This window comes from Sphingomonas sp. Leaf357, assembly GCF_001423845.1.
Lineage (GTDB): Bacteria > Pseudomonadota > Alphaproteobacteria > Sphingomonadales > Sphingomonadaceae > Sphingomonas.
The window spans coordinates 1,916,759-1,943,068 of sequence record NZ_LMPM01000001.1; the positions used below are offsets into that span (position 1 = coordinate 1,916,759).

Sequence of the window (26,310 nt, forward strand, 5' to 3'; positions counted from 1 at the left end):
CATGTGTGGCATAACTGGACTTATCGGCCCGGGCGCTGCTGCCCCGGAAATTATAGCGGCGATGACCAAACGCATCGGGCATCGCGGACCTGACGACCAAGGTACTTGGCGCGATGCCGAGACACCGATCGCGTTGGGACATCGTCGACTTGCAATCGTCGATCTGTCGCCGACGGGCCATGAGCCTATGATCAGCGCGTCGGGTCGCCTCGTCGTAGTATTCAACGGTGAAATTTATAACCACGTTGCCCTGCGCAAGCGGCTGGATGCCGAGGGGCGCGCGCCGGAAGGCGGGTGGCGCGGTCACTCGGATATCGAAACGTTTCTCGAGGCGATCGAACATTGGGGGCTCGATAGCGCGCTGGACTCGGCAGTCGGGATGTTTGCCCTTGCGATCTGGGATCGCCAGCTGCGCCGCGCATCTCTCGTTCGAGATCGGTTCGGCGAGAAACCGTTATATTACGGCTGGGTCGGTGGAGATTTCGCATTCGGTTCGGAATTGAAAGCTCTGGCGGCGCATCCACGGTTCGACAACGGCATCGATCGCGCAGCGCTGACGTTGCTGACCGAGCGTGCCTATATTCCCGCACCGTTTTCGATTTATCACGGGATATATAAACTTCTGCCAGGCACTATTCTTGAGATCGAAGGTACCGCCCCGCCATCCGAACTCAAGAAAGCTCCCGTTGTCGGGCGGCGCTACGACGGTTTGTCGATCCGTCAATTTTATTCCTATCGGAACGTCGTTCGGAGCGGGACAGAAAATCGCTTCGTCACCGAAGGTGACGCCACGGATGCGCTTAATGCTGCCTTGCGCGCCGCCATCGTCGATCAATCGGTCGCTGACGTGCCCGTCGGAGTATTCTTATCGGGCGGGATCGACAGTTCGACGGTGACGGCGCTCTACCAGTCGATCAGCGACACGCCCATTCGGAGCTTTTCGATCGGGTTTTCCGAAGCTGGCTATAATGAGGCGGAAGACGCCAAGCGTATCGCAGCGCATCTGGGGACCGTGCATCACGAGCTCTACGTCAGCCCCGGCGACGCGCTGGAGGTGATTCCGCTTCTCCCGGAAATCTACGACGAGCCGTTTGCGGATTCGAGCCAGGTTCCGACCTATCTCGTCAGTCGCTTCGCACGGCAGCATGTCAGCGTAGCACTGACCGGCGATGCAGGGGACGAGCTGTTCGGCGGCTATTATCGCCATTTCATGGTGGAAGCGATTTGGGAAAAGCTGAGATCCGTCCCACGATTTGCACGCGCGATCGCGGCGCGCCCGGCGAGCGGCATGCCTGATGCCATCTTGTCTGCTGCAGCCCGGACGGCGGGGTTCGGCGGGATTGCAAAAGATCCGGGTAAGATCCGCAAGTTTCTGGCCATCATCGGAACGTCTCGAGGGCTCGAAGACGTCCTTCAGAGCTTCCTCGACGAATGGACGCAGCAGCCTTCAATCGTGCTGGGCGGGGACCGGTCGGCGCTACACCCAGATCTCGATCTGGGGTCAAAGGCCAGCGCACTTGACCGCGTCACGTATCATGATGCGGTCAGCTACATGAGCGACGATATCCTGTGCAAGGTCGATCGGGCGGCAATGGCCGTGAGCCTGGAGACCCGAGTTCCTATGCTCGATCACCGCGTTGCAGCAGTTGCCGCCCGGATTTCGCCCGGGATGAAAATTCAGAAGCGCAAGGGCAAGATACCTTTGCGGACCCTGCTCGACCGGCACGTACCTGTGCGTCTTACCGATCGGCCGAAGGCCGGCTTCGCTGCTCCGGTCGACCATTGGCTCCGTGGGCCGCTTCGCGACTGGGCAGAGGCGTTGCTCGATGCCAAGGAAATGCGCGAGGATGGCTGGTTCGATACCGATCGTGTGCAGACCGAATGGCGACAATTTCTTGCGGGCAACGCTGTCCCGGCCAGCCGATTGTGGCCGATATTGATGTTTCAGGCTTGGAAGCAACACAATAATCGATAGCAGAAGTGTCGGAAACTATCGGCAAAAGATCATCGCCGGCTTTTCCGATCGAGAAATCTTTCACTGCCCCACACGGTGACCAGGGCGATCCGCGCCAGCTCCTTCGCGAGCCGACGGGAAGACCAGTACGTGCAGGCGAGAAGCGCTGCCCTGCTGGCGGCATAAAATATCTGTCCGGAGTAAAGCGCTGCCATGTATCTGAAATCTTGCGCCATCAGTGCCTGGCGGCGCAATTGTTTGCGATGATCGGGAAAGCCCTGCAATAATCTTTGAGTTCCGAGAACGTTTACATACCCGCGGGTGATAGTCCTGAGAGCCTGTTGCTTGGTTTGCGATTGACCGCTCGTGTTCCCGGTGAATATTCGGTACTGGAAGAGAGGCTGGTTCACGAAACCGACTTGCGAGCCGGTATTGGTTACGATGACGAACTGAGCGATCAGGTGATCTTGATAGCTCAGTCGCCGGAACATCGGCACGGAGACGCTATCGATGAAGCGTTCCAGTTCCACCAGATCGATCGCTGCGCGCCGGATGCTGAACGCACTGCCCAACCATACGCCCCGGTAGGAGAGTATCGACTGTTTCAGTGCCTCTGACAGTCCCTCCTGGTCCGCATGCCGTCGAACGATGCGCCTGGTATTGCGTTGCGTATCGTCGAGTGTCCGGGTCCGCAGGCCTTCCGCATCGATGATCGCGTAATCATGCGAGAGCAGGACGACATCGGCTCGATCCCGCCAGATCGGAGCGATAACCGCAAGCTTTTCTGGGCTCCACAGATCATCGCCATCTAGGAATGCGACTATGTTGCCGGTGCTGGCCCGAATCCCGGTTAGTGTCGCGTTCAAGACGCCGCCATTTCGATCGAGTTTGACCAGCCTGACGCCGTTCCCGAAGGCGGCTATCACGTCCACCGACCGATCGGTGCTCGCATCATCGATCACGATGATTTCGTGAGGGCTTCTGCGCTGATCCAAAACGGACTGAATGGCCGGGCCAATATATCGTTCGAGGTTATAACACGTGATGACGACGCTAATTCTCGGCTCGTCTTCAGAACTTGTCATAGCCACCCTTTTGTCGAGCTTCATCAACGACCGTGACCGGCGTTCGCGCGACGTTTTCGCGCTGAATGGCGCGTGTGGTCGGCAGTTAAAACGTGAGCCGTCAGGTGTCCAGCTACCGTCCGGTAGCAGGTTCTTCGAACCGAAGGTTGCCGACCACCGTCACGGTCGGTAAGCGCGTCGACTCTAGGTGTTTCGGGAGTAGCAGGACGATGTGCGGCATCGCAGGCGCGATTGGCGTCAAGCCGATCGATCCGCCGGTGGCGGTAGCGATGCGGGATACGCTGGCGCATCGTGGCCCGGATGATGCGGGGGCCTGGTTCTCCGACGATCGTCGTATCGCTTTGCTGCATCGGCGCTTGTCGATCGTGGATCTCTCGCCGCTCGGCCATCAGCCGATGGCGTCGGCCGGGGGGCGCTACGAACTCGTCTATAATGGCGAGATCTACGATCACCTCGCGATCCGTGCCGAGTTGGAGGCGTCGGGCACCGCGCCGGTGTGGCGCGGCCACTCGGATACCGAGACGTTGCTCGCCGCGATCGATGCGTGGGGCGTGCGCCGAGCGATCGAGCGCGCCACGGGCATGTTCGCGATCGCGCTGTGGGACCGGCACAGCGGTACGTTGACGCTCGCGCGCGACCGGTTCGGCGAGAAGCCTTTATATTATGGCTGGGCAGGGGGTATTTTCGCTTTCGCGTCCGAACTGGGCGCGATCCGCGCTGTGCCCGGTTTCGCCAATCCTGTCGATCGCGCGGCCTTGTCGTCCTTGCTGTCGCGGACCTACATTCCGTGCCCACAATCTATCTATCAGGGCATCTTCAAACTGCCGCCCGCCATGGTGCTTACGCTAACCCCGGACGCGGTGGCACAGCCGCGCCGCGTTCCGTTCGCCGAAGGGATGCAAGATGGCGCGACCCTGGAGCGTTACTGGTCGTATCGCGATGTCGTGCGTGACGGGCTCGACACGCCCTTCGCCAGCGAGGCCGAAGCGGTCGAGGCGGTTGAGGCGGCAATGTCTACGGCCGTGGCCGGGCAGGCGATCGCCGATGTTCCGGTCGGCGCGTTTCTGTCGGGCGGTTTCGATTCCTCCACTGTCGTCGCATTGTACCAGGCGGCCTCGCGCGGCACGATCCGCACCTTCTCGATCGGGTTCGAGGAAGCCGGTTTCGACGAAGCGGTTTATGCCCGAGAGGTTGCGCGGCATTTCGCCACCGAACACCACGAGATGTATGTCGGTTCGGCGGATGCGATCGCGGTCATTCCTCGCCTGCCTAGCATGTATGGCGAACCGTTCGCGGATTCCTCCGCCTTGCCGACACACCTCGTCAGCGCTTTCGCGCGCCAGCATGTGACAGTCGCACTATCGGGCGATGGCGGCGACGAATTGTTCGGCGGCTATAACCGCTATCTCCACGCGCCGCGGCTGTGGCGGTCGCTCGCGCCGTTGCCGCGCGCGCTACGCCGGATCGCGGCGGGGGCGGGGGCGCGGCTTCCCGATGCGGCGTGGAATACGCTGGGGTCGATCGCCGCGCGCAAGCGGCGTCCGCCTTTCTTCGGCGGCAAGGTGCGCAAGGCGTTGCGCACGGCGGCGGATGCGCGCGGGCTGGACGACGTCTTCGCCTCATTGCTCGACGAGTGGCATTTGCGCGCGACGCCGGTGCTCGACGCGGACGGTTGGCGCCGGACGCCGCTTGATATGGATATCGGGGTCGCACCCGATGCGGTGCGCATGATGTATGCCGATGCGACGACCTATATGACCGACGATATTCTCGCCAAAGTCGATCGCGCGGCGATGTCGGTCAGTCTCGAGACGCGCGTGCCGTTCCTCGATCACCACGTCGCGACCGTCGCGGCACGTGTGCCAATCGATCACAAGATCGTCGGCGGAAGCACCAAGCACGTATTGCGCCAAGTCCTGTATCGTCATGCTCCGAAAGCGATGTTCGAACGGCCCAAAGCGGGCTTCGCGATGCCTGTCGGCCAATGGCTGCGCGGCCCGTTGCGCGACTGGGCGGAGGACCTGCTCGATCCCGTGCGCATGCTGCAGGAAGGGTATCTAGATCCGGCCCCGATCCAGTTGCGCTGGCAGCGGCATCTTGCCGGCATGGCGGAAGATACCCCGGCTTTATGGGCGGTATTGATGTTTCAAGCCTGGCTGCGTCAGGGCGGTGCGGCACCGAGCTATGCCTAAAACCATCGTTCTGTCGATCAACACCAGTTGGAATATCCTCAATTTCCGCCGTAACCTGATCGAACGGTTGCAGCACGAGGGCTTCGACGTCGTCGCGGTGGCACCGCGCGATGCGTATAGTGCCGCCTTGGTGGCAATGGGCGTCCGCTATTTTCCGATCGAGATTGACAGTAAGGGTCTGTCTCCGCTGCAGGATATCATGCTAACGGTAGAATATTATCGTATCCTGAAACGCTTGCGCCCGGCGGCCTATCTCGGCTGGACGATAAAACCCAACGTGTACGGGTCACTTGCCGCGCATGCGCTCGGCATTCCGGTCATCAACAACATTTCGGGTCTGGGTACTGCATTCATCAAGGTGGGGTTGCTCACGCGACTGGTGCGGCGCTTGTACCGAGCAGCCTTATCGCGCTCGGCGACGGTGTTCTTCCAGAACCGGCACGATCGCGACCTGTTCGTCGCGCAGGATCTGGTCTCGTCGATGCAGACCGCGTTGTTGCCGGGCTCGGGCATCGATCTCGCGCACTTCGCACCCGATCCGGCGGAGGAGGCACCCGTACCAACCTTCCTGATGGTCGCGCGGCTATTGCGCGACAAGGGCGTGGTCGAATTTGCCGATGCGGCGCGAATCGTGCAGCAGGCGCGCCCGGACGCCCGCTTCGAACTGCTCGGCTTTCTAGACGTGCAGAATCGCACCGCGATCGATCGCGAGATGGTCGAGTGCTGGGAGCGGGAAGGCGTGCTGCACTATTTGGGCGAGGCGAGCGATGTCCGCCCGCATCTTGCGCGAGCCATGGCAGTCGTGCTGCCATCCTACCGGGAAGGCATGCCGCGCTCGCTGCTCGAGGCGGCGGCGATGGGGCGCCCGCTGATCGCGACCGACGTTCCTGGTTGTACCGAGATCGCGCGGCATGGCGACAACGCGCTGCTGTGCCGGGCGCGTGACGCGGCGTCGCTTGCCGAAGCGATGCTCGCCATGCTCGCGCTGACCCCGGCAGACCGCGCCACGATGGGCGCGCGCAGCCGGAAGATTGCCGAGCAGGAGTTCGACGTGACGCTGGTCGAGGCGCGCTATCTCGAAGCGATCGGGCGCGCGACGTCGCTCTGATCTACAGGTTCAGGTGGCGCGCCGAGGAGGTGATCCGCTGCCGCCGCACATAGGGGCGGGCACCGGTAATCAACGCGACGCATGCAGAGAATACGGCGGACAGCGCGGCGGTACGCAGCGGATAATCGACGAGGCTGTGTAGCATCATCGCGACGATCGCGATGATAGCCGCTTGCGCAAAATGATCAGGGCTTTCCGCCTGCCAGATCGCGCGTGCGCGCACCGCTACCCAAGCCAGGAAAACTACGGTCAATACCATCCCCGGCAGCCCGGTTTCGAGCAGCAGTTCGAGCCAGTCACTGTGGGCGTGATTCATGAACGTCGATGTGACCGATGGCAGCTTTTCATGCATGTGATAGACCGACTGGAAGCTGCCGATCCCCGATCCTATCGGGAAGAACTCGCGTGCTGCTTCCCATGTCAGCGAGAACGACGTCTGGCGAGAGGCCTCGACGTTCGCATTTTGCTGCCCGAACAGATTGTTGCCGAACGGTCCGACCGCGATCGCCACGATCGTGGCGACGGTCGCGACGATCGTGACGATCGCCAATGGCTTGCGCAGCACCGGACGCTGCTTCCCGAACACCAGCCAGGTCCCCAGAGCGATGGGCACGCTCAGCCCAATGCCGGCCAGCGACGAGTTAAGCAGCAGGCCTACGAAAATCAGGATATACATCGCGACGGTCAGCAGCCGGATCGCCGATGCGCTGCGCGATTTGGCACCGCGGCTCAACAGGTTTGTCTGCAGCGCGGCAAGAAACGGAATACACACCAGCAACAGCGTCGCAGTGTGGTTGCTGTTGGCGAAAAAGCCGACGGCGAGGCCGAAATTGGTGATCTCGTAGAAATATGCGCTTTCCGATCCGTCGACCACCTGCAGCGCGCCTAGAACGATCGATGCCAGGGTTACCAGCACGATTACCCCTGCAATGCTTCGCGCGCGGAATGCTCCGATCATTATGATGCCGAGGAATGTCGCGAATGCCGGCAGCAACCATAACAGGCTGGCCAGCGCCCGATCGGGTGCCAGCGTCAGAGGCAGCCAGGGCAGGGGTACCCCGATCAGGCCGTAGCCTTTTGCAATGGCATCGCGCCCGGGTAGCAGGGTCCATATCGCGGGCGGCAGCGGAATTAGTTGCAACAGCGCGATCGCGACCAACGCCGCGCCGAGCGCCAGAGCGGTGCGCACTTGGGGAGAGACGCCGGACTCGATCAGATGCCAGAGCGACCAGACGATCAGTGGCAATGCGATCAGCTGCAGCGTCAGATTGGCGATGAAGCCCGCGGCGCTGGCACCGCCAAGGAGAAGGCAGGCGAGCAGATAGGCCGGGACGATTGCGTGGCGGCTCATTTAGGGGCTCCCGCCGCAGCGACAGTGCGCAGGTCGAGGTCGCGCAGGCTCAGATTGATCGGCGTGGGGAATTCACCGGCCGCGCCGGATAGCGTCAGTTGCTGGGCCGGGCAATTGGCTGGAACGACGAAGTCCGCGGTGTTGCGATGCGGCCCGCCCGTCGTAACGACGGGCAGCGTCATCAGGTCGCCCGTGCCGCCGGTCTTGCAGCGCAGCGACCAGATCAGGGATGGCCCGGTTCCGGTCTTGCTCCCTTCCGCAGTGATCGTGAAGCGATATCGGCCAGGACGCAGCACGAGCAATTGTTGCGCCAGATCGCCATTGTCGCGGCCGTAATAATTGATCGACAAGGTCCCGCCGCGGATATCTGCCGCACCGAGGCTGTTGGCGACCAAAGTCCAGTTGAAAGGAGATGATCCGGGTACTTGCTGGAAGCTGGCATCGAAAACCGGGGTGGCGGTCTGTTGGGGGGACAGGCCGTAGACTCTTTGCCACACCGATCTTGCCGCGGCATAGTGGCCTTTGTCGATCAACCGGTTGACCAGCACCGGGCCCCATCCTTGCGGGGCACCGGCATCCCGCCGCGCGGCTGGGCTGGCCAGCGCGAAGATCGTCGTCGGTGCGGCATCGGACCTGGCCAACGCGACCAGAACGTCGGATTCCAGCGCCGGGTCGGCGGCCAGCGTGCGGCGGACGGCGTCGCGCGTTTCCGGCGCCAGGCTCATCTGCGCCATCGCATTGGCGATCGCGCCCTGGGCCGGGCCGACCAGCCTCGATGAAACCGAGAATTGCGCCGCCGCCTCGCTGTAGCGACCGGTGCGCAGATAGCGATCGAGCAGGAGCAGGTGCACGACACGGTCGCGCGGATCGCGCAACTGTGCCGCCTCCAGCGTGGCGAGCGCGCGGTCGGCTTGCCCGTCAAGCAATTGCTGATGGCCCAGGATCAGGAACGGGCGGGCATCGAGGGGCGCGCGCTGCGCTGCACGGCGAACATCGTTCAGTGTCGCGGTGTCGAGGATGCCGCGCTGTTCGACCAGCGCGGTCACTGCCGGCCCTAGGATCACATCGGGATCTCGCGGTGCGATCTGCGCCACGCTGGCGGACGTAACGGGCACGGCCTGCACGATGGCGGCCCGCACGCAAAGATATCCGACCCAAGCCGCGGCGATCGCCAATACGAGCGCGACAATGATCCCGCGCGAGTTCAGCAATCGCTCAATCCCCATTTTTCGTCGTCAACATGATCCGGCGCTTCTTGTCGTTGCTGTCCGCGACGTAGCGATACTGATCCTTGTTCTGGCCATAGCCATATCCGTAGCCGTACCCGTAAGAAGCCTGCGCCTGGTAGCGCGTCAGGATAGCACCGATCACATGCGCACCGGCGGTCCGCAGCCGGTTCTGCGCCTCGACCACCGCGCGGGTGCGCGTGCGGCCGGATTCGACCACCATCAATGTCGCCTGCACCATCGTCGAGAGCAGAGGCGAATCGGCAAGGCCGAGGATCGGCGGGCCGTCGATGACGACGTGGTCGAACGTCGCCGCCGCATCGGCGAGCAACGATGCGAACCGCGCCGAGGCGATCAATTCCGGCGGGCTCGGGGGCACGGTGCCGGCCGGCATGATCCAGAGCCCCTCGACCTCGGTCTGCAGAACGTGTTCGCTGAGCGACGAACCGTTCGTCAGGACGTGCGACAGGCCCACCTCGTCCTTGCCCGTCACGAAGGCGGGGCGGCGCATGTCTGCGTCGATCAGCAACACCGTCTTGCCCAGACGGGTAAAGCTCTGCGCCAACGCCCAGGCCGACGTCGATTTGCCCTCCGCCGGTCGCGTGCTGGTCATCAACAGCGTTTTCGGCGCACCACCTTCGGCGACGAACTGCAACGCCGTCGCGGTCGACAGATAGGCCTCGGTGACCGGCGACAGCGGGTCCTTCAACTCGTCGATCGGCTTGGCCAGCTTGGCGTTGGGGATTCCGCCGAGGAACGGCAACTGCATCTTGTCGCGCACGTCGTCGGGTGTCTTGATCGTATCGTTGATGAATTCGAGCGCGATCGCGGCGAGCATACCGAGGATGAAGCCCAGTCCCGCACCGATGGCGAGGTTGAGGTACAGGTTGGGCGAGAACGCGCCGCTCGGCACGGGGCCGCGATCGACTACGGAGGCGACCGCGGTACCGATGCCGCTGGCGACGCCGATCTCCTTATAGCGTTGCAGCAGGGCGTCGTAGAGTGATCGGTTGGTGTCCACGTCGCGTTGCAGGATCGTGTATTGGATGCGGCGTCCGCGCTGGTCGAGCACCGACGAACTCAGGCCGGCAACCTGAGCGCGTAGGCGGTTTTCCTCGCCTTGCGCCGCCTGATATTCCTGCCGCAACGAACCGACGCGATCGCTATTCGCGGTCCGCGTCTCACTGGTCACGGAGGCGCGCAATGCATCGATCCGCGCGCGCAACGCTACCATTTCGGGATATTCCGGGCGGAACGTCTGGAGCTTCTGCTGATATTCGGCATCCAGCGCGGCGATCTGGGCGCGCAACGGTGCCGCATTGGCGCTTCCCTCGGTAGTAGCCCCGCCGAGCACGGCCTCGCGATAGCGCTGTTCGGCGGCGATCCGCTTAGCCTGGGTCGCTCCCAGCGCATTGTTGAGCGCCACCAGCGTGCTGCCCGTCAGCGAGTTGGTGTCGCCGCCGGTGTCGCTGCTGCCGGTGGTGATCAGCCCCTCCTGCTGGGCATAGGCCGTCAGCTGGCGCTCGGATTTCTCCAATTCGCGCCGCGTATTGACGATCTGACGCTGCAGGAACTCGCGCGCATAGGAGGATGAGGCGTAGCGCCGTTCGAGATTGGTCGAGACATAGGCATCGGTGATGCCGTTGACGATCACCGAGGCGAGTTGCGGATCGCGCGCGGTGAAGCTTATGTCGACCAGCTGGCTTTGCGGGCGCAGTTTCACTTTCGTGCCGCTCTGCACGACGCTCGCTGCGATCTTCGTGTTCTGCGTGCGGTCCGTGCCCTTGCCGACGACCTTGGGATTGCTGGCGAGGTTGAGATCCTGCGCCACGCGTTCGGCCAGCGCCTGACTGTTCAGCAGGCCCAATTGCGTGCCGATGAAATTCACGTCGCGCATCGCCGACGTCTGGCGGCCACCCTTGCTGCCTTCGCCCGAAATCACCTCGATTTCGGGCGGGGTCAGTTCGATCGTCGCGACCGAGCGATATTTGAGCGGTGTCAGCAACGTGACCAGCACCGCGCCCGCCAGTCCGATCCCGATCGCGGCGAGGATCAGCCAGCGCCATTCCACCAGCACGCGCCACAACAGCGCCAGCGACAATTCGCGGCTGCTCTTGGCGGTGCCGTAGCCGCCATACCCGGCACCTGCAAAGGGTACGGCCACGTCGCGGGATTGTTCGCGCGTGACCGTGAGGTTCGTTGGGGCCGCCGGCCCGCTGCTTGCCATGTAACGGAAGTCCTAGAAACTGTGTCGGGAGTAGGGCGTCAGAGCGCCAGGAAAAGCGTGGTCAGCGGCAGCGCCTGCAGAATGTCGCGCTGCGCCTTCTTCACCCCGGATCCATCGACCACCACGGTATCGCCGGGATAGATCTGCGGATCTTCCTCGGTCCCGCGGCGGATTCGCGTTAGGTCGAATGCGGCGGCCATGCGCTTGCCGTCGATCGTGCGGAACACCGCCACGCGCTTGGGATTGGCGAGGTCGTCGGTGCCGCGCGCCAGTGCCACGGCCTGCAACAGCGTGAGCGCGCCGACGGCGGGGAAGATGCCGGGCTGGCGCACCGATCCGTCGACCGTGACGACGCGGCTCGCGGAATCCTTCAGCGTGACGGTGACGTTCGGATTGCGCAGATACTTCTCGCCCAGCTTGCGTTCGATCGCCGTGGCGAGTTGGCCCGTGCTCAGCCCGACCGCGTCGAGCCGCCCGACCAGCGGCATCGTGATGCGCCCGCTCTGGTCGACGGCGTAATCGCGACTGATGTCCGCCACCTGGAACACGCTGACGGTGATCGTATCGAGCGGTGCCAGCTTGTAGGTATCGTCGGCCGCGGCCACCTTGGGCGCATCCGGCGTTCCGAAATTGCTGACATTGTAAGGAATTACGCCACCGCGGCTGCCCCCGCACGCGGATAGCAGCATGGCCAGACCAACCACCATGAGTCGGCCTATCAATCCGCTACACGTCATACCAAATCGCCCTGCAATCCCATCGCATCCAAGCCGATGCGGGCCGAACGCTTACAATTAACCGCGTCTTCTCGCAAGCCGCGCGACTATTCGCCGGTTGCCACGAAGGTCAGGTTCGCTCCCTCGATCACGGCCGCAGTCAGTATTCCGGTTCGATAGGCGCCGGTATCGATGCCGATCCGGTTCGCGCGCCGTTCCACGCCGTCGCTGATCGTATGGCCGTGGATCACCATGCAGCCATGATCGTGTCCGTCGGACAGGAATGGCTGGCGGATCCAGCGCAGGTCCTGCGGCTGTTGTTCCTCGATCTTCACACCCGGGCGGATTCCGGCGTGAACGAACAGATAGTCGCCGAAGCTGAACGTATCGCCCAGATCTTCGAGAAACCGGATATGCGCCGGCGGGATCGCCGCGCGCAGCATTTCGGCGATCCGCTCCTCGCTCATCGCCTGCAACGCGGAGGGCGCGACGCCGTAACTTTCGACACAGGCATCGCCGCCATAATCGAGCCAGTCATAGGCGATGTTGGGTTCCGCGTTCAGCACACGGAGCAGCATTTCCTCGTGATTGCCCATCAGACCCAGCGTCTTGGCCGGGAAATTGCCGAGCGAACACAGCCGTTCGACCACGCCGGCGGAATCCGGTCCGCGATCGATCAGGTCGCCCAGAAAACACAGCCCGATCGTCGGCAACGGACGTTCGACGATGTCGTCCTCGATCCGCGCGAGCAGGTCGTCGAGCAGATCCAGCCGCCCGTGGATATCGCCGATCGCATAGACGCGCTGCCCGTCCGGCCCGGAAAATTCGGACGCGGCGATATTCTCGGAAATGCGACGGAACAGTTTCTTGAACAAACGGACCTCGATGATGACGCGCGTGCCGCGGCGGCGGGATTAGCCGGTCCGCAGCAATGTAAGCACGATCGTTACAGCGTCCATAGCCGCATGTCGTGCGGCACCTGGGCCGATCCGGCGAGCGCGTTCTTCAGGTCGACGATCCCGCCACCCGGCGCGACGAGTGCGGCGAAGCGCCCGAAATCGGCCAGAAGTGCCTGATGCGGCACCGCCAGCACGACGAGATCATATGGCCCCGACGGCGCATCGACCAGCGGGATGGCATATTCGTGCAGCGCTTCGGGCGCGGAGACGAGCGGATCGTGGACTTCGACGGCATGGCCCCGTGCCTCGAACGCGGCGACCAGATCGGCGACCTTCGAATTGCGCAGATCGGGCACGTCCTGTTTGAAGGCCAGCCCAAGGACGAGCACCTTCGCGACCTTGCCGCCGTTCCAGTCGTGCACCTGCCCGGCGACCCAATCGGCCATCCCGTCATTGGTGTCGCGCCCGGCCAGGATGATGCGCGGATCGCAGCCCAGCTCGGTCGCCCGGTGCGCGAGGTAATAGGGATCGACGCCGATGCAGTGGCCGCCGACCATGCCGGGTTCGAACTTCAGGAAGTTCCACTTCGTCCCCGCCGCGGCCAGTACGTCGTAGACCGACAGATTCATCTTCGCGAAGATCTGCGTGATCTCGTTGACGAAGGCGATGTTGATGTCGCGCTGCGCATTCTCGATCACCTTCGCCGCTTCCGCCGCCTTGATCGAGGCCGCGCGGAACACGCCGCCGGTCGTCACGCGCCCGTAGAGTTCGGCGACCTGATCGAGGATTTCGTGCGTCTGCCCGGATACCACCTTGATGATGCGATCGACGGTATGTTCGCGGTCGCCCGGATTGATCCGCTCCGGCGAATACCCGAGAAAGAAGTCCTCGCCGCACACCAGTCCGCTGACGCGTTCCAGTTCCGGCCCGCACATATCCTCGGTCACGCCGGGATAGACGGTGCTTTCATAGACGACGATCGGCCGCCGCCCGGCCTTCAGCATCCCGCCCACGGTGCGCGTCGCGGCCATCACGATCGACAGATCGGGCGTGTTGTTGGCGTCGACCGGCGTCGGCACGGTGACGATATAGAAATCGGCCTCCGGACAGGCGGCGGGGTCGGTCGTCAATTGCAGGCTGGAGGCGGCAAGGCGATCGTCATCGATCTCTCCCGTGCGATCGTGCCCGTCCTGCAATTCGGCGATGCGCCCGGTGTCGACGTCCAGTCCCCAGGTCGTGAAGGATTTCGCCAGCGCCACGGCCAGCGGCAAGCCGACATAACCCAGCCCGACCACCACGACATTCGTATCTGCGGCCATTGCCGACTTCCTTAACCTGATCCAATTGCGGGCTTCTTTACCGGCAAAGCGCCACACGGCAAGCGGTGCGAGAGCGCGACCGGGGTCTCGCCCCACGCGCCGACCGGCATTTTCGCGCCGTGTTGTGCTTGCGCGGCGCGGCGCGTCATCACATGATCGCGCGATGCTTGGTGTATCCGATCCCGACCGAGCCGAAGCGCGCACCTTTCGCTATCTCGCCGATCTGTGTGGCGCGGTCGCCACCGATACGCCGATCGGCGGCGCGGTGCCGGACGATCCGGCCGCGATCCCCGCGCTGGTGCGACGCCACCGCATCGCGACACGAGCGACCGCCGCGCTCGCCACGGCGTTGCGCCCGTACGATCCCGCCGTCGCTGGCTGGTTGTCAAAACGGGCCCGGGCGCGCAGCGTCGCGGCATTGCACCGCACCGAACGCATGGCGGCGATATCGACGATGCTGTCGGCGGCGGGCATCCGCCATTTCGGGATCAAGGGCCCGGTCCTGGCGCAGCAGATCTACGGCGATATCGGCGCGCGCGACAGCAAGGATATCGATCTGCTCGTTGATCCCGCGACGATCGCGCGGGCCGCGACTGCGCTCGAGACGATGGGTTTTGCCGAATCCTCCGGTCATGCCGAAGCGGGCGAGCAATTCGCCAACAAGCACCGCACCTTTGTTGGCCATGGTATCGAGGTGGAGGTGCATACGCGCCTGCTCGACGTCGACGCGCTGTTGCCGCTGGCGTTCGAAGCCGTGTGGGCGCGCCGCGAAACGGTGTGGCTCGGCACTGTCGCGGTCCCGGCGCTCTCGATCGTCGATACCCTGCTGTATCTGTGCGCGCACGGCGCGCAGCACCTCTGGTTCCGGCTCAAATGGCTCGAGGATATCGCGCGGATCGCGACGCTGTCGGGATCGGCGGACGGTCCCTCGGTCGTGCGAGCCGCGATCGCCGCCGCGCGCGCCAGCGGGGCCGAGGCGGTCGTCACCAGTGCGCTGACGCTCGTCGACCGGGTCTTCGGACTGAAGGTCGCCACGCCGATCCGGACGTCTCGCACCAGCCGCGCGATCGTGCGACTGTCCGAAGCGGCGCTCGCCGCGCCCGCCGATTATGCATCCGCGCCGCCCGTCGGCTGGATCCTGCGCAAGCTGCCCGTCCAGTTCGGCATGGCACGCAACTGGCGATATCGCCGCGATCTGCTGCGCCTGCTTCTCCTGGCCCCGCGTGACTTCGATGCGACGGCGCTGCCTCGGGGCTTCGGCTGGCTGCGCCTGCCGTTGCGACCGGTGATGCTGCTGCGCGATCGCTGGACGCGCGGATCGAGCAGCAATTGACTTCGCCGGCGCGCCGAACGAGGTCGTCGCCATGAATCGATGCTGCGGCGAGGACGGTAGATGAGAGTGTTACGGCGATGAAGGCGGTCTCCGATCCACAGATCGCGTTCGGCGGCATGCAGGGCGTATATCGCCACGCATCCGAGGCCACCGGCACGGACATGACCTTCTCGGTCTATGTCCCGCCGCATGCCGAATGCGCTCGTCTGCCGGTACTGTGGTATCTCTCGGGCCTGACCTGCACGCATGTCAACGTTACCGACAAGGGCGAGTATCGTAGCGCCTGCGCCGAGGCTGGGGTGATCTTCGTCGCGCCCGATACGTCACCGCGCGGTGACGATGTGCCGGACGACAAGGAGTACGATTTCGGCCAGGGCGCCGGCTTCTATGTCGATGCGACCGAGGCACCGTGGTCGGCGAACTTCAACATGCGGCGCTATATCGAGGACGAATTGCCGGCGTTGATCGCGGCGGAATTTCCCATGGCCGACATGAATCGCCAGGGCATCACCGGCCATTCTATGGGCGGGCACGGCGCGTTGACGATCGCGCTGCGCAATCCTGAACGCTTCAGGAGCGTTTCCGCCTTCGCGCCGATCGTCTCGCCGCTGAATTGCCCGTGGGGCGAGAAGGCGCTGGGCGGGTATCTCGGGCCGGATCGCCACGCCTGGCGTGCTTACGATGCCTGCGCGCTGATCGAGGATGGCGCGCGCGTGCCCCAACTGCTGGTCGATCAGGGCGATGCCGATCAGTTCCTGACCGACCAGCTCAAGCCGGAATTGCTGCGCGCAGCCTGCGACGCTGCCGGGATCGATCTGACGCTCAGGATGCAGCCGGGCTACGATCACAGCTATTATTTCATCTCGACGTTCATGGCGGATCACGTCAAGTGGCACGCGGAGCGGCTGAAGGGCGGATAGGCGGATGCAGCATTACGATGTGGTGATCGTCGGCGCGGGCCATGCCGGCGCGCAGGCTGCGATCGCGTTGCGTCAGGCCAAGTTCGCCGGAACGGTCGCGATGATCGGCGACGAGCCGGAACTGCCCTATGAACGCCCGCCGCTGTCGAAGGACTATCTGTCGGGCGAAAAGACTTTCGAACGCCTGCTGATCCGCCCGCCGGCCTTCTGGGTCGAGCGCGATGTCGAGATGCTGCTCGGGCAGCGGGTGACGGCGGTCGATCCGCAGGCGCACACCGTGTCGGTCGGCGAAACCGCGATCGGCTATGGCCATCTGATTTGGGCCGGCGGCGGATCCCCGCGCCCGATGACCTGTTCGGGCCATGATTACGCCGGTGTCCACGGCGTGCGCACGCGCGCCGATGTGGACAGATTGATGGGCGAACTGGCCACCACCAAGCGTGTCGTCGTGATCGGCGGTGGCTATATCGGGCTGGAAGCGGCGGCAGTGCTGACCAAGCTGGGCAAGCACGTCACCGTGCTGGAGGCGCAGGACCGCGTTCTCGCGCGCGTCGCCGGGGAGCAGTTGTCTCGCTTCTACGAGGGCGAACATCGTGCGCACGGCGTCGTGGTGCGGCTCGGCGTGATGGTCGCGAGCATCGAGGGTGAGGGCGATAAGGTCACCGGTGTGCGACTGTCCGACGACGAGGTCGTGCCCGCCGATATGGTCATCGTCGGCATCGGCATCATCCCCGAAGTCGCCGCGCTGATCGCCGCCGGTGCCGAAGGCGGCAATGGCGTCAACGTCGATCGCCATTGCCGCACCAGCCTGCGGGACGTGTTCGCGGTCGGCGATTGCGCGATGCATGCCAACGACTTTGCCGATGGCGCGCCGATCCGGCTCGAATCGGTTCAGAACGCCAACGATCAGGCCACCTGCGTCGCCAAGTTCATCACCGCTGGTGATGCCGAAGCTCAGCCGTATCACGCGGTGCCGTGGTTCTGGTCCAATCAATACGATCTGAAACTGCAGACCGTCGGCCTGTCGATCGGCTATGATTCGACCGTGCTGCGCGGCGATCCCGCAGCGCGCAGTTTCTCGCTGATCTATCTGCGCGGCGGCAAGGTCATCGCGCTCGATTGCGTCAACGCGACGCGGGATTACGTGCAGGGCCGGGCGCTGGTGCTGGCCGGATCGTCGCCCGATCCCGCGCGACTCGCCGATCCCGAACAGGTGCTCAAGGAACTCGCATGACCGCCCCCCTGATTGCTGGTCCCCTTATCGCTGGCGTCGAACTCGGCGGCACCAAGTGCAATTGCATCCTGGCGACCGGGCCGGACGATATCCGCGAGGAAATCCGCATCCCGACGACCACGCCGGAGGAAACCCTCTCGGCGATCGAGGCGGTGCTGGATCGCTGGACCGGCTACGAGGCGCTCGGCATCGCCAGTTTCGGGCCGGTCTCGATCGACCCGCAGGCGGCCAATTACGGCTTCATAACCGCGACGACCAAGGCCGGCTGGACGAACACCGACGTCGCCCGGCGGCTGGCGGCACGGGCCGGCGTGCCGACCGGGTTCAACAGCGACGTGGCCGGCGCGGCGCTCGGCGAGGGAAAGTGGGGCGCGGCGCAGGGGCTGGCCGATCACGCCTACATCACCGTCGGCACGGGCGTCGGAGTCGGCCTCGTCATGCATGGCGAACCGACCAGCGGCATGACTCATCCCGAACTCGGCCATGTCCGCACCTCGCGGCTGCCGGGCGACGCGTGGCCCGGCATCTGCACCTTTCACGGCGATTGCGTGGAGGGCATGGCGTCCGGCCCGGCGATTCAGGCCCGCACCGGCACCCGCGCGCCGGATCTGGCGCTGGATCATCCCGCCTGGGACAATGTCACACACACGCTCGCGCAATTGCTCCACACGCTGGTGCTGACCGGTATTCCGCGTCGCATCGTCCTGGGCGGCGGCGTGATGACCGGCATGCCGCATCTGTTGCCGATGATCCGCACGCGGCTGGTGGAGAGCCTGGGCGGCTATGGCGCGACCGGGGATATCCAGCCGGTCGATGCCTTCGTCGTGGCGGCGGCACTCGGCAACAATGCCGGTCCGCTCGGCGCGATCGTCCTGGGGCAGCGCGCACTTCTTTAGCTGCGAATCCCACTTCGCGGGCGGGGCTCAAAGCAGCAGCAACGCCTGTTCCGCTTCCGCCTCGTCCTCCAATATTCCCGATAGCGTCAGCCCAAGCAGGCGCACGCCGTTCGGCACCGGCAGCTGGGCGTCCAGCAGCATGACGCCCGCCGCGAGGAACGCCGCCTGGTCCGCCACCGGCGCGGAAAACGAGCGCGCCCGCGTGATCGTGTGGAAGCCCGTGAAGCGCAGCTTCAGCGTGACCGTGCGGCCCTGCGCCCCGCTGCGGTCGATCCGCACCCACGCCGCCTCCGCCACGCGCTCCAGCGCGGCGATCAGGTCGGCGCGTTCGGTGAAGTCCTGGTCGAACGTGCGTTCCGCGCCGACCGACTTGGTCTGCCGGTGCACCCGCACCGGGCGATGATCCTCACCGCGCGCGGCGGCGAACAGATAGTCCGCGCTGCTGCGGAAGTTCGCGCGCAGCATCTCGATCGGCTGTGCGCGCAAATCCGCCCCGGTCACGATGCCAAGTCGCTCCATCTTCGCCGCCGTCACCGGGCCGACGCCGTGGAAGCGTCGCACCGGCAGGCTCGCGACGAACGCCGCGCCCTTGGAGGGTGGGATGACGCAAATGCCGTCCGGCTTGTTCTGGTCCGACGCCAGCTTGGCGATGAACTTGTTGTAGGACACGCCCGCGGATGCGGTGAGCCTGGTCTCGGCCTTGATCCGCGCGCGGATCTCCTCCGCGATCGCCCGCGCCGAACCGAGCCCGCGAACATCCTCGGTGACGTCGAGATACGCTTCGTCCAGCGACAGCGGTTCGATCAGGCCGGTATAATCCGCGAAGATCGCCCGGATCTGCTGGCTCACTTCGCGATAGACATCGAAGCGCGGCGACACGAACACCAGATCGGGGCAGCGCCGGATCGCGGTGACCGAGGGCATCGCCGATTTCACCCCGAAGGTGCGCGCCTCGTAACTCGCCGCCGCCACCACGCCGCGCGCCTTCGATCCGCCGACCGCGACCGGTTTGCCGCGCAAGCTGGGATCGTCGCGCTGTTCGACGCTCGCGAAAAAGGCATCCATGTCGATATGGATCACCTTGCGCTGGGGTGTGTCTTCGCAGGACATTACGAGAACATCATAACCGTTCGCGCCGGCCGGGACTAGCTATGTGGCGCATTCGATTGGCGATTCCGGGCATAATCCGCCGATCCTGCGCAGCGAATTCGCCCCGGTCGCCACTTTTGACTTGATCGCCGGGGGCCTGCCAGCTAGGCGCACCGACCTGCAATGTGTCGGGGCGTGGCGCAGTCTGGTAGCGCACTGGTCTCGGGGTCCAGGGGTCGTAGGTTCGAATCCTATCGCCCCGACCATTGCAGCGATATCACCGATATCGATCCGCAGGCCGCAACGGCCTCACACCCCGTCTCGCGCCGCCATCATCTCCTCCACGCCGACGAATTTCTCGCGCGGCGCGCCGTCGCGCGCGGCGGCGATTTCGGCCGCCTCGATTCTCTGCCAGTCGCGGAAGGTGACGACGTCCACCTTGCGCGCCGCCAGCAGCGCGTCGAGCGCCGGGCGGCCCTGCTTGCCGCTGTCTCCGGGCAGGTCGGCGGCGATCTGTTCGGCGATACGGAAACCGTCCGGGCGGTTAGTGCCGATCGTGCCCGTCGGCCCGCGCCGGGCCCAGCCGACCGCGTACAGGCCCGGCGCAATACGGCCGTCCACGTTCGCGAATCGCCCCAGCGCCTCGTCGTACGGCACGCCGGGGATCGGGGGCGTACGATAGCCGATGCAGCTCACCACCAGCCCGGCGGGGATCGCGTAGGTCTCCCCGGTGCCGTGCGCGTGGCCGTCCTTGTCGAGCGCGGTGCGTTCCACGATCACGCGCTCGACCTTGCCGTCGCCTTCGACCGCGACCGGCATGGCGAAAAAATCGAACACGACCCGGATCGGCTTGTCGCCGGGGTGCGCGGCGAAGGCGCGCAGATGGGCGACCGCCTTGCGCTGGCCCGGATCGAGCGTCGCATCCTCGGCGAGCGGGGGCAGGTCGGCCGTATCGACCACCGCGGTGGCGCGGGTTAGGTCGCCGAGTTCGCCGAGTTCCTTGGGCGTCATCGCGATCTGATGCGGTCCGCGCCGGCCGAGCAGGGTGACGGTATCGATCCGATGTCGTCCCAGGCCCTGCAGCGCGTGGCTGACGATGTCCGATCCGTCGAATTCCGCCCCGGTCTTGGCGAGGATCCGGGCGACGTCGAGCGCGACGTTGCCGTGGCCGACCACCACCGCGCCGGGGCCGTCGAGCGGCGGGGCCAGTCCGGCGAAATCGGGATGCCCGTTGTACCAGCCGACGAACGCCGCCGATCCGATCACGCCCGGCAGGTCGTCGCCCGGTACGCCCAGCGGTCGGTCGGCCGGGGCGCCGGTCGCCAGCACGACCGCGTCGTAGAGTTCGCCCAGTTCGGCGATGCTGATGTCCTGCCCGACCGAGACATGGCCGACGAAACGGACATTGTCGGTCAGCGCCACGGCTTCGTAGCGTCGCGAGACGCCCTTGATCGCCTGATGATCCGGCGCGACGCCGCTGCGGATCAGCCCGAACGGCACTGGCATCCGATCGATGATGTCGACCCGTACGTCGTCGCCGAAGGTCTTCTGACATGCCTCGGCGGTGTAATAGCCTGCCGGGCCGGAGCCGATGATCGCGATATGGCGCATAAAGCCTCTCCGTTTTGCCGGTAATGCTAGTACCGCGCGGAGAAGAGGGGAAGTTCCCAATTCCGCCGGGAGGCATCTCGACCTTAACGAATGCGCTGCTATGGCAAAGGGCAGTGTCCCTGGTCGAAATCCTCGCCTCGTTGCTGATCGTCGTGAACGTCGTGCTCGTCGCGCGGCGCAGCGTGTGGAACTATGCCTTCGCCATTGCCGGGGTCGCGATCTACGGCTGGATCTTCTTCGAGGCGAAACTGTACAGCGACATGCTGCTGCAGGGATTCTTCCTGATCGTGAATCTGTACGGCTGGCGACATTGGGCGCGCGGCATTGCCGAGGCGGGCGAGGTGCGGGTCGGGCGGCTGACCGTAGCGGCGCGAATGCTTTGGCTTGCCGCGATCCTCGTGGCCACGTTCGTCTGGGGAGGCCTGATGCACCGCTTCACGGACGCCTCCTATCCGTTCGTCGATGCCGGCGTGGCGATGGCCAGCGTGGCCGCGCAGATCCTGCTTTCGCGCCAGAAGCTCGAAAACTGGATTTTGTGGATCGCGGTCGATGCCGTCGCGGTCTGTCTGTATGTCGCCAAGGATCTGTGGCCGACGGCGATCCTCTACATCCTGTTGCTGGCGATCTCGGTCTGGGGCTTGATCGACTGGCGCAAATCGGAACGCATATGACCCGCACGATCTGCCTGCACGGCCCGGAGAGCACCGGCAAATCCACCCTCGCACCGCGGTTGGCGCGGGCATTGGGGGGCGCGGTGGTCGACGAATATGGGCGCACCTTCGCCGAGGCCAATGGGCTGGATTTCACGATGGCCGATCTGGTCCGCATCGCCGAGACGCATGACGGCATCACGCGCGCGCTGGCGGCGGGCGGGATCGATCCGCTGATCCTCGATACCGATCCTTTGATGACCGCGGTGTGGGCCGACATGCTGTTCGGCCACCGCGATCCGTGGTTCGATACCTGGCAGGGTACCGCGGACCTGTACCTGCTGCTCGATATCGATCTGCCCTGGGTGGAAGACGGAACGCGGATGTTCGGATCGGTCGAGGACCGGCAACGTTTCTTCGATCTCTCCAGAGCCGAACTGGAGCGGCGCGGGGTGCGCTGGGCGCTGGTCGGCGGGCAGGGTGACGGACGGTTCGCCAATGCGCTGGCCGCGGTGGAGGCGGCAGGGCTGGGTTAGTTCTTGCGCGGGGCCTTCGATCTGGACGTGCCTTTGGTCATCAGGTCCGGCTTGGGCGGCGGTTTCCATCCCGGCGGCGGAGTCACGCGCTGGCGGCTGGTGCCGATTCCCATGCTGCCGGGCTGCTGACGGGTAAGGCCGCTGGGGTCGATCGTATTCATGTCGGCGTCGGCGGATTGACCACGCAATATGCTGATGCGGTCGCGTAGAGACGCGGCCAGCGCGAAATCCTGCGCCTCGGCGGCGGCCTCCATCTGAAGGCGCAAGTCTTCGATCGTCACGGCCATCCGCACCCAACGCACGGACGGCCAGGACGATGCGCGGCTTACTTCTTCGCCAGCTTGTACTTCTTCACCGCGTCCAGCGTGCCCTGCACATGGCCGACCGGGTTCATCTGGCTGAGCGTGAAGATGATCTTGCCGTTCGGCGCGATCACGTAGCTCGTCCGGTCGGTCCAGCCGGCCTTGGCGGCGAGCGCCACGTCATAGCCGCTGATCACCGCCGGCGTCGCCGCACCGACGGGAAATTTGTCGCGGCATTCCACCTTGGAGAATTCGGCGATCCGCTCGACATTGCCGGCGGTCAGCCCGATCAGCGTCGCGCCGTTCTTCTCGAACTCGGCGGCCGCCTCGGCGAACTCATGCGCTTCGGCGGTGCAGCCCGAGGTGAAGGCCGCGGGGAAGAAATACAGGACCACCGGGCCTTTTTTTAGCGCTGATTTGAGGGAGAAATCGTACATCTTCCCGCCTTTCGCCGCCTTGGTGACGATGTCGGGCGCGGTGGCACCCACCTTCAGCGCGGCGAGCGCGGGCGTGGCGAGCGAGAGGGCCGTGACGGCGAGCAGGGCAGGGGCGATACGCATGAGGGGCTACACTCCGGTGGATGTAGCCCCTGCATAATGCGGAATCGTCGGGAGCGATATGGGTGTCGCCGGCCTTATTCTGACGCGCTTATTGTGACGGGGCGAGCTTCGTGTTCAGCACCCAGCCGACATTGTCGTTTTCGTCGGCGACCTCCCACCACAGGCCAGCTTTCTGCCCGGTCGGATACAGGATCGATCCGGCGGGCAGCGTGCGCATGACCTTGCCGGTCGTGGCCGCGGCGGTGCGCATCGCTACCGGGCCCTGCGCGGTGAAGGTCTTGGCCGGAGCCGCCTCCGCCGTGCCGGTGTCGCCCGGATTGACGTAACCCAGGCTGTTGACCAGCTTGGCGTAGGATTGAATGAACGCCAGCGTCACGATGCGGCCGATATCGGTGTTGTCGTAACCGCCGCCGACCACGCCGCCCGCGACGCCGCCGCCGAACATGCCGCCGCCACCGCCGAAGCTCAGGCTGTTCTTTGCGGCATACCCGTCTTCGGTCGCCAAGGTCTCGGTCGTGCGCACGTTGGTGATCGACAGCACCACGTTCGCTTCCATCTTCTTGCTGCGGATGCCGCCCAGGATCCCGCCGATCGGCCCGCCCAGCACGCCGCCGATGCCGGCACCGATTCCGCTGCCGCTGGCATTGCCGTTCGCCGCCTGCACTTCGGCCTGCAGCACGTAATCGGCCGCCTTGATCTGGCCCTGGCCCACGTTCGACCGGCGTTGCAGCCCGAGATTGCCGCCGATGTCGCGCTCCAGTTGCGCGGCCTGTAGGCCGCTGCCGCGATCGACGAGGTTGAAGCAACCCGAACGCTGCACCATCACCTTGAGCAGTTTCGACGGCGCGGCGAGGCTATATTGCGTCCAGCCGCGGGGATCGTCGCCATCGACGATCGAGATCGTGCCATGCTTGCGCGCACATTTCGGCACGTCGTTCATCGTCGCCTGCTGCAACTTCTGCGTACCGGACGGCTTGGCGAGTCGCTGCGCCGAAACACCCTGCGGCAACATCGCGAGAATCACCGCGCTCGTCGTCAAAGACTTGATCTTGAACATCTTTACCCCCCGGTTTTTTGATCTTGCGAGTTCTTATCAAAATTCTCCCGATCCGCCTAGATTGTTGCGGAACGGGCATGCGCGCTTGTGCCTTTGTGCGGCGCACCCGGCAATGCTATGGCGCGCGCCTGTTCCTATCCGCACTAGCCCGGGCGATTACGTGACCCCTCTCGATAAAATCCGCAATTTCAGCATCATCGCCCATATCGACCATGGCAAGTCGACGCTTGCCGACCGCCTGATTCAGGAAACTGGCGGGCTGACCGCGCGTGAGATGTCCGAGCAGGTGCTCGACAATATGGACATCGAGAAGGAGCGCGGCATCACGATCAAGGCGCAGACCGTGCGCCTCGCCTACAAGGCGGATGACGGCGAGACCTACACGCTGAACCTGATGGACACGCCGGGGCATGTCGACTTCGCGTACGAGGTGTCGCGCAGCCTGGCCGCGTGCGAGGGCGCGTTGCTGGTGGTGGACGCGGCGCAGGGCGTCGAGGCGCAGACGCTCGCCAACGTCTATCAGTCGATCGAGCATGACCACGAGATCGTGCCGGTCATCAACAAGATCGATCTGCCCGCCGCCGATCCCGAGAAGGTGCGGGCGGAGATCGAGGAAGTGATCGGGCTCGATGCGAGCCAGGCGGTGCTGACGTCGGCCAAGTCGGGCATCGGCATCCGCGAGGTGCTCGAGGCGGTCGTCACGCGCATCCCCCCGCCGAAGGGCGATCCCGATGCGCCGCTCAAGGCCATGCTGGTCGACAGCTGGTACGATCCGTATCTCGGCGTCGTTATTCTCGTGCGCGTCGTGGCCGGCACTTTGAAGAAGGGCCAGCTGATCAAGTTCATGGCCACCGGCACGCAGCACCTGATCGATCGCGTCGGCTGCTTCCGCCCGCGCATCGAGCAGCTGACCGATCTCGGCGTCGGCGAGATCGGCTTCATCACCGCGCAGATCAAGGAGGTCGCGCAGACCCGCGTCGGCGACACGATCACCGACGTGAAGCGTCCGGCCGCCGAACCGCTGCCGGGCTTCAAGGAAGTGCAGCCGGTGGTGTTCTGCGGGCTGTTCCCGGTCGATGCCAACGACTTCGAGAAACTGCGTGAGAGCATCTCGAAGCTGCGCCTGAACGATGCGAGCTTTTCGTTCGAGATGGAGACCAGCGCGGCCTTGGGCTTCGGCTTCCGTTGCGGCTTCCTCGGCCTGCTGCATCTCGAGATCATCCAGGAGAGGCTGACGCGCGAATATGATCTCGACCTGATCACGACGGCGCCGTCCGTGGTCTACGAGATCGAGCTGACCCACCCCGATCCCGCCGGCACGACGCATATCGAGCTGCACAACCCCGCCGACATGCCCGAGCCCAACAAGATCGCGATGATCAGCGAGCCGTGGATCGAGGCGGTCATCTATGTGCCCGACGAATATCTCGGCTCGATCCTGAAGCTGTGCCAGGATCGCCGCGGCGTCCAGAAGAACCTCACCTATGTCGGCGGCCGTGCCCAGGCGACGTACGAACTGCCGCTCAACGAAGTGGTGTTCGATTTCTACGATCGCCTGAAGTCGCTGTCGAAGGGCTATGCCAGCTTCGACTACAACCAGATTGGCTACCGCGAAGGCGATCTCGTCAAGATGAGCATCCTCGTCAACGAGGAGCCGGTCGATGCGCTGTCGATGATCGTCCATCGCGGCACCGCCGAGGTGCGCGGGCGCGGCATGGTCGAACGGCTGAAGGAACTGATCCCGCGCCACCTGTTCAAGATCCCGATCCAGGCGGCGATCGGCGGCAAGGTGATCGCGCGCGAGACGATCAGCGCGATGCGCAAGGACGTGACCGCGAAATGCTATGGCGGCGACGCCAGCCGCAAGCGCAAGCTGCTCGACAAGCAGAAGAAGGGCAAGCTGAAGATGCGCGAATATGGCAGCGTCAGCATCCCGCAGGAGGCGTTCATCGCCGCGCTCAGGATGGGCGATGATGCATGAGGCCCGGGGCTGAGCGAAGCTTGGCCGCGGACTAGCCGAATGCCGGCCGGCGGTTCGGTCGAAC

22 protein-coding genes and 1 tRNA gene are annotated in these 26,310 nt (G+C 64.7%); 11 read left to right on the plus strand and 12 right to left on the minus strand.

Translation table 11 applies throughout. The features are described from left to right. Position 1: 1 nt before the first annotated feature. Positions 2-1,975, plus strand: a complete 1,974-nt coding sequence (gene asnB / locus ASG11_RS08890; protein ID WP_055777921.1) for an asparagine synthase (glutamine-hydrolyzing) — start codon at positions 2-4, stop codon at positions 1,973-1,975. A 29-nt stretch (positions 1,976-2,004) separates the two neighbouring features. Here the strand turns inward: asnB (ASG11_RS08890) and ASG11_RS08895 are convergent, their stop codons facing one another. Next, positions 2,005-3,063 carry a glycosyltransferase family 2 protein gene (locus ASG11_RS08895; RefSeq protein WP_156363709.1) on the minus strand — a complete coding sequence of 353 codons (1,059 nt, stop codon included), beginning with the start codon at positions 3,061-3,063 and terminating at the stop codon, positions 2,005-2,007. Positions 3,064-3,248: 185 nt separating this feature from the next. On the opposite strand from ASG11_RS08895, the gene asnB (ASG11_RS08900) reads away from it, so the two are divergent. Further along, the gene (gene asnB, locus ASG11_RS08900; protein WP_055777927.1) at positions 3,249-5,231 is read left to right on the plus strand and encodes an asparagine synthase (glutamine-hydrolyzing); all 1,983 of its coding nucleotides are present in this window, start codon (positions 3,249-3,251) and stop codon (positions 5,229-5,231) included. Beyond that, positions 5,224-6,339 carry a glycosyltransferase family 4 protein gene (locus ASG11_RS08905; protein ID WP_055777929.1) on the plus strand — a complete coding sequence of 372 codons (1,116 nt, stop codon included), beginning with the start codon at positions 5,224-5,226 and terminating at the stop codon, positions 6,337-6,339. The genes asnB (ASG11_RS08900) and ASG11_RS08905 overlap by 8 nt, the downstream gene beginning before the upstream one ends. Position 6,340: 1 nt before the next feature. Here ASG11_RS08905 and ASG11_RS08910 read toward each other — a convergent pair whose 3' ends face one another. The 6 genes from ASG11_RS08910 to ASG11_RS08935 form a co-directional block, all read right to left on the minus strand. Continuing rightward, positions 6,341-7,690, minus strand: coding sequence for an O-antigen ligase family protein (locus tag ASG11_RS08910; protein WP_055777933.1), 1,350 nt, complete (start codon positions 7,688-7,690; stop codon positions 6,341-6,343). Beyond that, complete coding sequence (locus ASG11_RS08915) at positions 7,687-8,916, minus strand: tetratricopeptide repeat protein (protein WP_055777936.1); 1,230 nt, start codon at positions 8,914-8,916, stop codon at positions 7,687-7,689. Before ASG11_RS08915 ends, ASG11_RS08910 begins: the two co-directional genes overlap by 4 nt. Beyond that, positions 8,906-11,143, minus strand: coding sequence for a GumC family protein (locus ASG11_RS08920; protein ID WP_055777938.1), 2,238 nt, complete (start codon positions 11,141-11,143; stop codon positions 8,906-8,908). The genes ASG11_RS08915 and ASG11_RS08920 overlap by 11 nt, the downstream gene beginning before the upstream one ends. Positions 11,144-11,181: 38 nt before the next feature. Beyond that, positions 11,182-11,832, minus strand: coding sequence for a polysaccharide biosynthesis/export family protein (locus tag ASG11_RS08925; protein ID WP_236697435.1), 651 nt, complete (start codon positions 11,830-11,832; stop codon positions 11,182-11,184). Positions 11,833-11,966: 134 nt separating this feature from the next. Next, entirely contained in the window at positions 11,967-12,734 is a 768-nt protein-coding gene (locus ASG11_RS08930; RefSeq protein ID WP_055777939.1) for a metallophosphoesterase, read from the minus strand. A gap of 71 nt (positions 12,735-12,805) precedes the next feature. Then, positions 12,806-14,077: a nucleotide sugar dehydrogenase gene (locus ASG11_RS08935; RefSeq protein ID WP_055777942.1), complete on the minus strand. Its 1,272-nt coding sequence runs from the start codon at positions 14,075-14,077 to the stop codon at positions 12,806-12,808. A gap of 163 nt (positions 14,078-14,240) precedes the next feature. On the opposite strand from ASG11_RS08935, the gene ASG11_RS08940 reads away from it, so the two are divergent. The 4 genes from ASG11_RS08940 (at position 14,241) to ASG11_RS08955 (ending at position 18,460) form a co-directional block, all read left to right on the plus strand. Continuing rightward, positions 14,241-15,410, plus strand: coding sequence for a nucleotidyltransferase family protein (locus ASG11_RS08940; RefSeq protein ID WP_055777945.1), 1,170 nt, complete (start codon positions 14,241-14,243; stop codon positions 15,408-15,410). Positions 15,411-15,487: 77 nt separating this feature from the next. Beyond that, complete coding sequence (gene fghA / locus ASG11_RS08945) at positions 15,488-16,330, plus strand: S-formylglutathione hydrolase (RefSeq protein ID WP_055777948.1); 843 nt, start codon at positions 15,488-15,490, stop codon at positions 16,328-16,330. A gap of 4 nt (positions 16,331-16,334) precedes the next feature. Then, on the plus strand, positions 16,335-17,564 hold the full coding sequence (locus ASG11_RS08950; RefSeq protein ID WP_055777951.1) for an NAD(P)/FAD-dependent oxidoreductase: 1,230 nt from the start codon (positions 16,335-16,337) through the stop codon (positions 17,562-17,564). Further along, complete coding sequence (locus ASG11_RS08955) at positions 17,561-18,460, plus strand: ROK family protein (protein ID WP_236697436.1); 900 nt, start codon at positions 17,561-17,563, stop codon at positions 18,458-18,460. Before ASG11_RS08950 ends, ASG11_RS08955 begins: the two co-directional genes overlap by 4 nt. A 27-nt stretch (positions 18,461-18,487) precedes the next feature. On the opposite strand, the gene dinB is transcribed toward ASG11_RS08955, so the two are convergent. Then, positions 18,488-19,570 carry a DNA polymerase IV gene (dinB, locus tag ASG11_RS08960; RefSeq protein WP_055777954.1) on the minus strand — a complete coding sequence of 361 codons (1,083 nt, stop codon included), beginning with the start codon at positions 19,568-19,570 and terminating at the stop codon, positions 18,488-18,490. Positions 19,571-19,738: 168 nt separating this feature from the next. On the opposite strand from dinB, the gene ASG11_RS08965 reads away from it, so the two are divergent. Further along, positions 19,739-19,815, plus strand: a tRNA-Pro gene (locus tag ASG11_RS08965). 43 nt (positions 19,816-19,858) lie between these two features. On the opposite strand, the gene ASG11_RS08970 is transcribed toward ASG11_RS08965, so the two are convergent. Next, the gene (locus ASG11_RS08970; RefSeq protein WP_055777957.1) at positions 19,859-21,160 is read right to left on the minus strand and encodes an FAD-dependent oxidoreductase; all 1,302 of its coding nucleotides are present in this window, start codon (positions 21,158-21,160) and stop codon (positions 19,859-19,861) included. Between the two features lie 113 nt (positions 21,161-21,273). On the opposite strand from ASG11_RS08970, the gene pnuC reads away from it, so the two are divergent. Together pnuC and ASG11_RS08980 are read left to right on the plus strand one after the other, a co-directional pair. Then, a complete protein-coding gene (pnuC, locus tag ASG11_RS08975; RefSeq protein ID WP_055777960.1) occupies positions 21,274-21,831 on the plus strand; it encodes a nicotinamide riboside transporter PnuC in 558 nt (185 codons plus the stop codon). After that, entirely contained in the window at positions 21,828-22,346 is a 519-nt protein-coding gene (locus ASG11_RS08980) for an AAA family ATPase (RefSeq protein ID WP_055777963.1), read from the plus strand. The genes pnuC and ASG11_RS08980 overlap by 4 nt, the downstream gene beginning before the upstream one ends. Here ASG11_RS08980 and ASG11_RS08985 read toward each other — a convergent pair. From ASG11_RS08985 to ASG11_RS08995, 3 genes are all read right to left on the minus strand, one after another. Continuing rightward, entirely contained in the window at positions 22,343-22,633 is a 291-nt protein-coding gene (locus ASG11_RS08985; protein WP_055777965.1) for a UvrB/UvrC motif-containing protein, read from the minus strand. The two genes, ASG11_RS08980 and ASG11_RS08985, sit on opposite strands and share 4 nt — an antisense overlap. A 38-nt stretch (positions 22,634-22,671) precedes the next feature. Further along, positions 22,672-23,208 carry a redoxin domain-containing protein gene (locus tag ASG11_RS08990; protein ID WP_055777969.1) on the minus strand — a complete coding sequence of 179 codons (537 nt, stop codon included), beginning with the start codon at positions 23,206-23,208 and terminating at the stop codon, positions 22,672-22,674. A gap of 88 nt (positions 23,209-23,296) precedes the next feature. Then, positions 23,297-24,265: a CsgG/HfaB family protein gene (locus tag ASG11_RS08995; RefSeq protein ID WP_055777972.1), complete on the minus strand. Its 969-nt coding sequence runs from the start codon at positions 24,263-24,265 to the stop codon at positions 23,297-23,299. Between the two features lie 112 nt (positions 24,266-24,377). Between ASG11_RS08995 and lepA the strand changes: the two genes are divergently transcribed. After that, positions 24,378-26,246, plus strand: coding sequence for a translation elongation factor 4 (lepA, locus tag ASG11_RS09000; protein ID WP_055777974.1), 1,869 nt, complete (start codon positions 24,378-24,380; stop codon positions 26,244-26,246). The last annotated feature ends 64 nt before the right edge of the window (positions 26,247-26,310 follow it).

What these genes read in the sequence shown, in the direction of transcription:
- asnB (WP_055777921.1), top strand. Translation starts at nt 2, where the DNA reads ATGTGTGGCATAACTGGACTTATCGGCCCGGGCGCTGCTGCCCCGGAA.
- ASG11_RS08895 (WP_156363709.1), bottom strand. Translation starts at nt 3,063, where the DNA reads ATGAAGCTCGACAAAAGGGTGGCTATGACAAGTTCTGAAGACGAGCCG.
- asnB (WP_055777927.1), top strand. Translation starts at nt 3,249, where the DNA reads ATGTGCGGCATCGCAGGCGCGATTGGCGTCAAGCCGATCGATCCGCCG.
- ASG11_RS08905 (WP_055777929.1), top strand. Translation starts at nt 5,224, where the DNA reads ATGCCTAAAACCATCGTTCTGTCGATCAACACCAGTTGGAATATCCTC.
- ASG11_RS08910 (WP_055777933.1), bottom strand. Translation starts at nt 7,690, where the DNA reads ATGAGCCGCCACGCAATCGTCCCGGCCTATCTGCTCGCCTGCCTTCTC.
- ASG11_RS08915 (WP_055777936.1), bottom strand. Translation starts at nt 8,916, where the DNA reads ATGGGGATTGAGCGATTGCTGAACTCGCGCGGGATCATTGTCGCGCTC.
- ASG11_RS08920 (WP_055777938.1), bottom strand. Translation starts at nt 11,143, where the DNA reads ATGGCAAGCAGCGGGCCGGCGGCCCCAACGAACCTCACGGTCACGCGC.
- ASG11_RS08925 (WP_236697435.1), bottom strand. Translation starts at nt 11,832, where the DNA reads ATGCTGCTATCCGCGTGCGGGGGCAGCCGCGGTGGCGTAATTCCTTAC.
- ASG11_RS08935 (WP_055777942.1), bottom strand. Translation starts at nt 14,077, where the DNA reads ATGGCCGCAGATACGAATGTCGTGGTGGTCGGGCTGGGTTATGTCGGC.
- ASG11_RS08940 (WP_055777945.1), top strand. Translation starts at nt 14,241, where the DNA reads ATGCTTGGTGTATCCGATCCCGACCGAGCCGAAGCGCGCACCTTTCGC.
- fghA (WP_055777948.1), top strand. Translation starts at nt 15,488, where the DNA reads ATGAAGGCGGTCTCCGATCCACAGATCGCGTTCGGCGGCATGCAGGGC.
- ASG11_RS08950 (WP_055777951.1), top strand. Translation starts at nt 16,335, where the DNA reads ATGCAGCATTACGATGTGGTGATCGTCGGCGCGGGCCATGCCGGCGCG.
- ASG11_RS08955 (WP_236697436.1), top strand. Translation starts at nt 17,561, where the DNA reads ATGACCGCCCCCCTGATTGCTGGTCCCCTTATCGCTGGCGTCGAACTC.
- dinB (WP_055777954.1), bottom strand. Translation starts at nt 19,570, where the DNA reads ATGTCCTGCGAAGACACACCCCAGCGCAAGGTGATCCATATCGACATG.
- ASG11_RS08970 (WP_055777957.1), bottom strand. Translation starts at nt 21,160, where the DNA reads ATGCGCCATATCGCGATCATCGGCTCCGGCCCGGCAGGCTATTACACC.
- ASG11_RS08980 (WP_055777963.1), top strand. Translation starts at nt 21,828, where the DNA reads ATGACCCGCACGATCTGCCTGCACGGCCCGGAGAGCACCGGCAAATCC.
- ASG11_RS08985 (WP_055777965.1), bottom strand. Translation starts at nt 22,633, where the DNA reads ATGGCCGTGACGATCGAAGACTTGCGCCTTCAGATGGAGGCCGCCGCC.
- ASG11_RS08990 (WP_055777969.1), bottom strand. Translation starts at nt 23,208, where the DNA reads ATGCGTATCGCCCCTGCCCTGCTCGCCGTCACGGCCCTCTCGCTCGCC.
- ASG11_RS08995 (WP_055777972.1), bottom strand. Translation starts at nt 24,265, where the DNA reads ATGTTCAAGATCAAGTCTTTGACGACGAGCGCGGTGATTCTCGCGATG.
- lepA (WP_055777974.1), top strand. Translation starts at nt 24,378, where the DNA reads ATGCTATGGCGCGCGCCTGTTCCTATCCGCACTAGCCCGGGCGATTAC.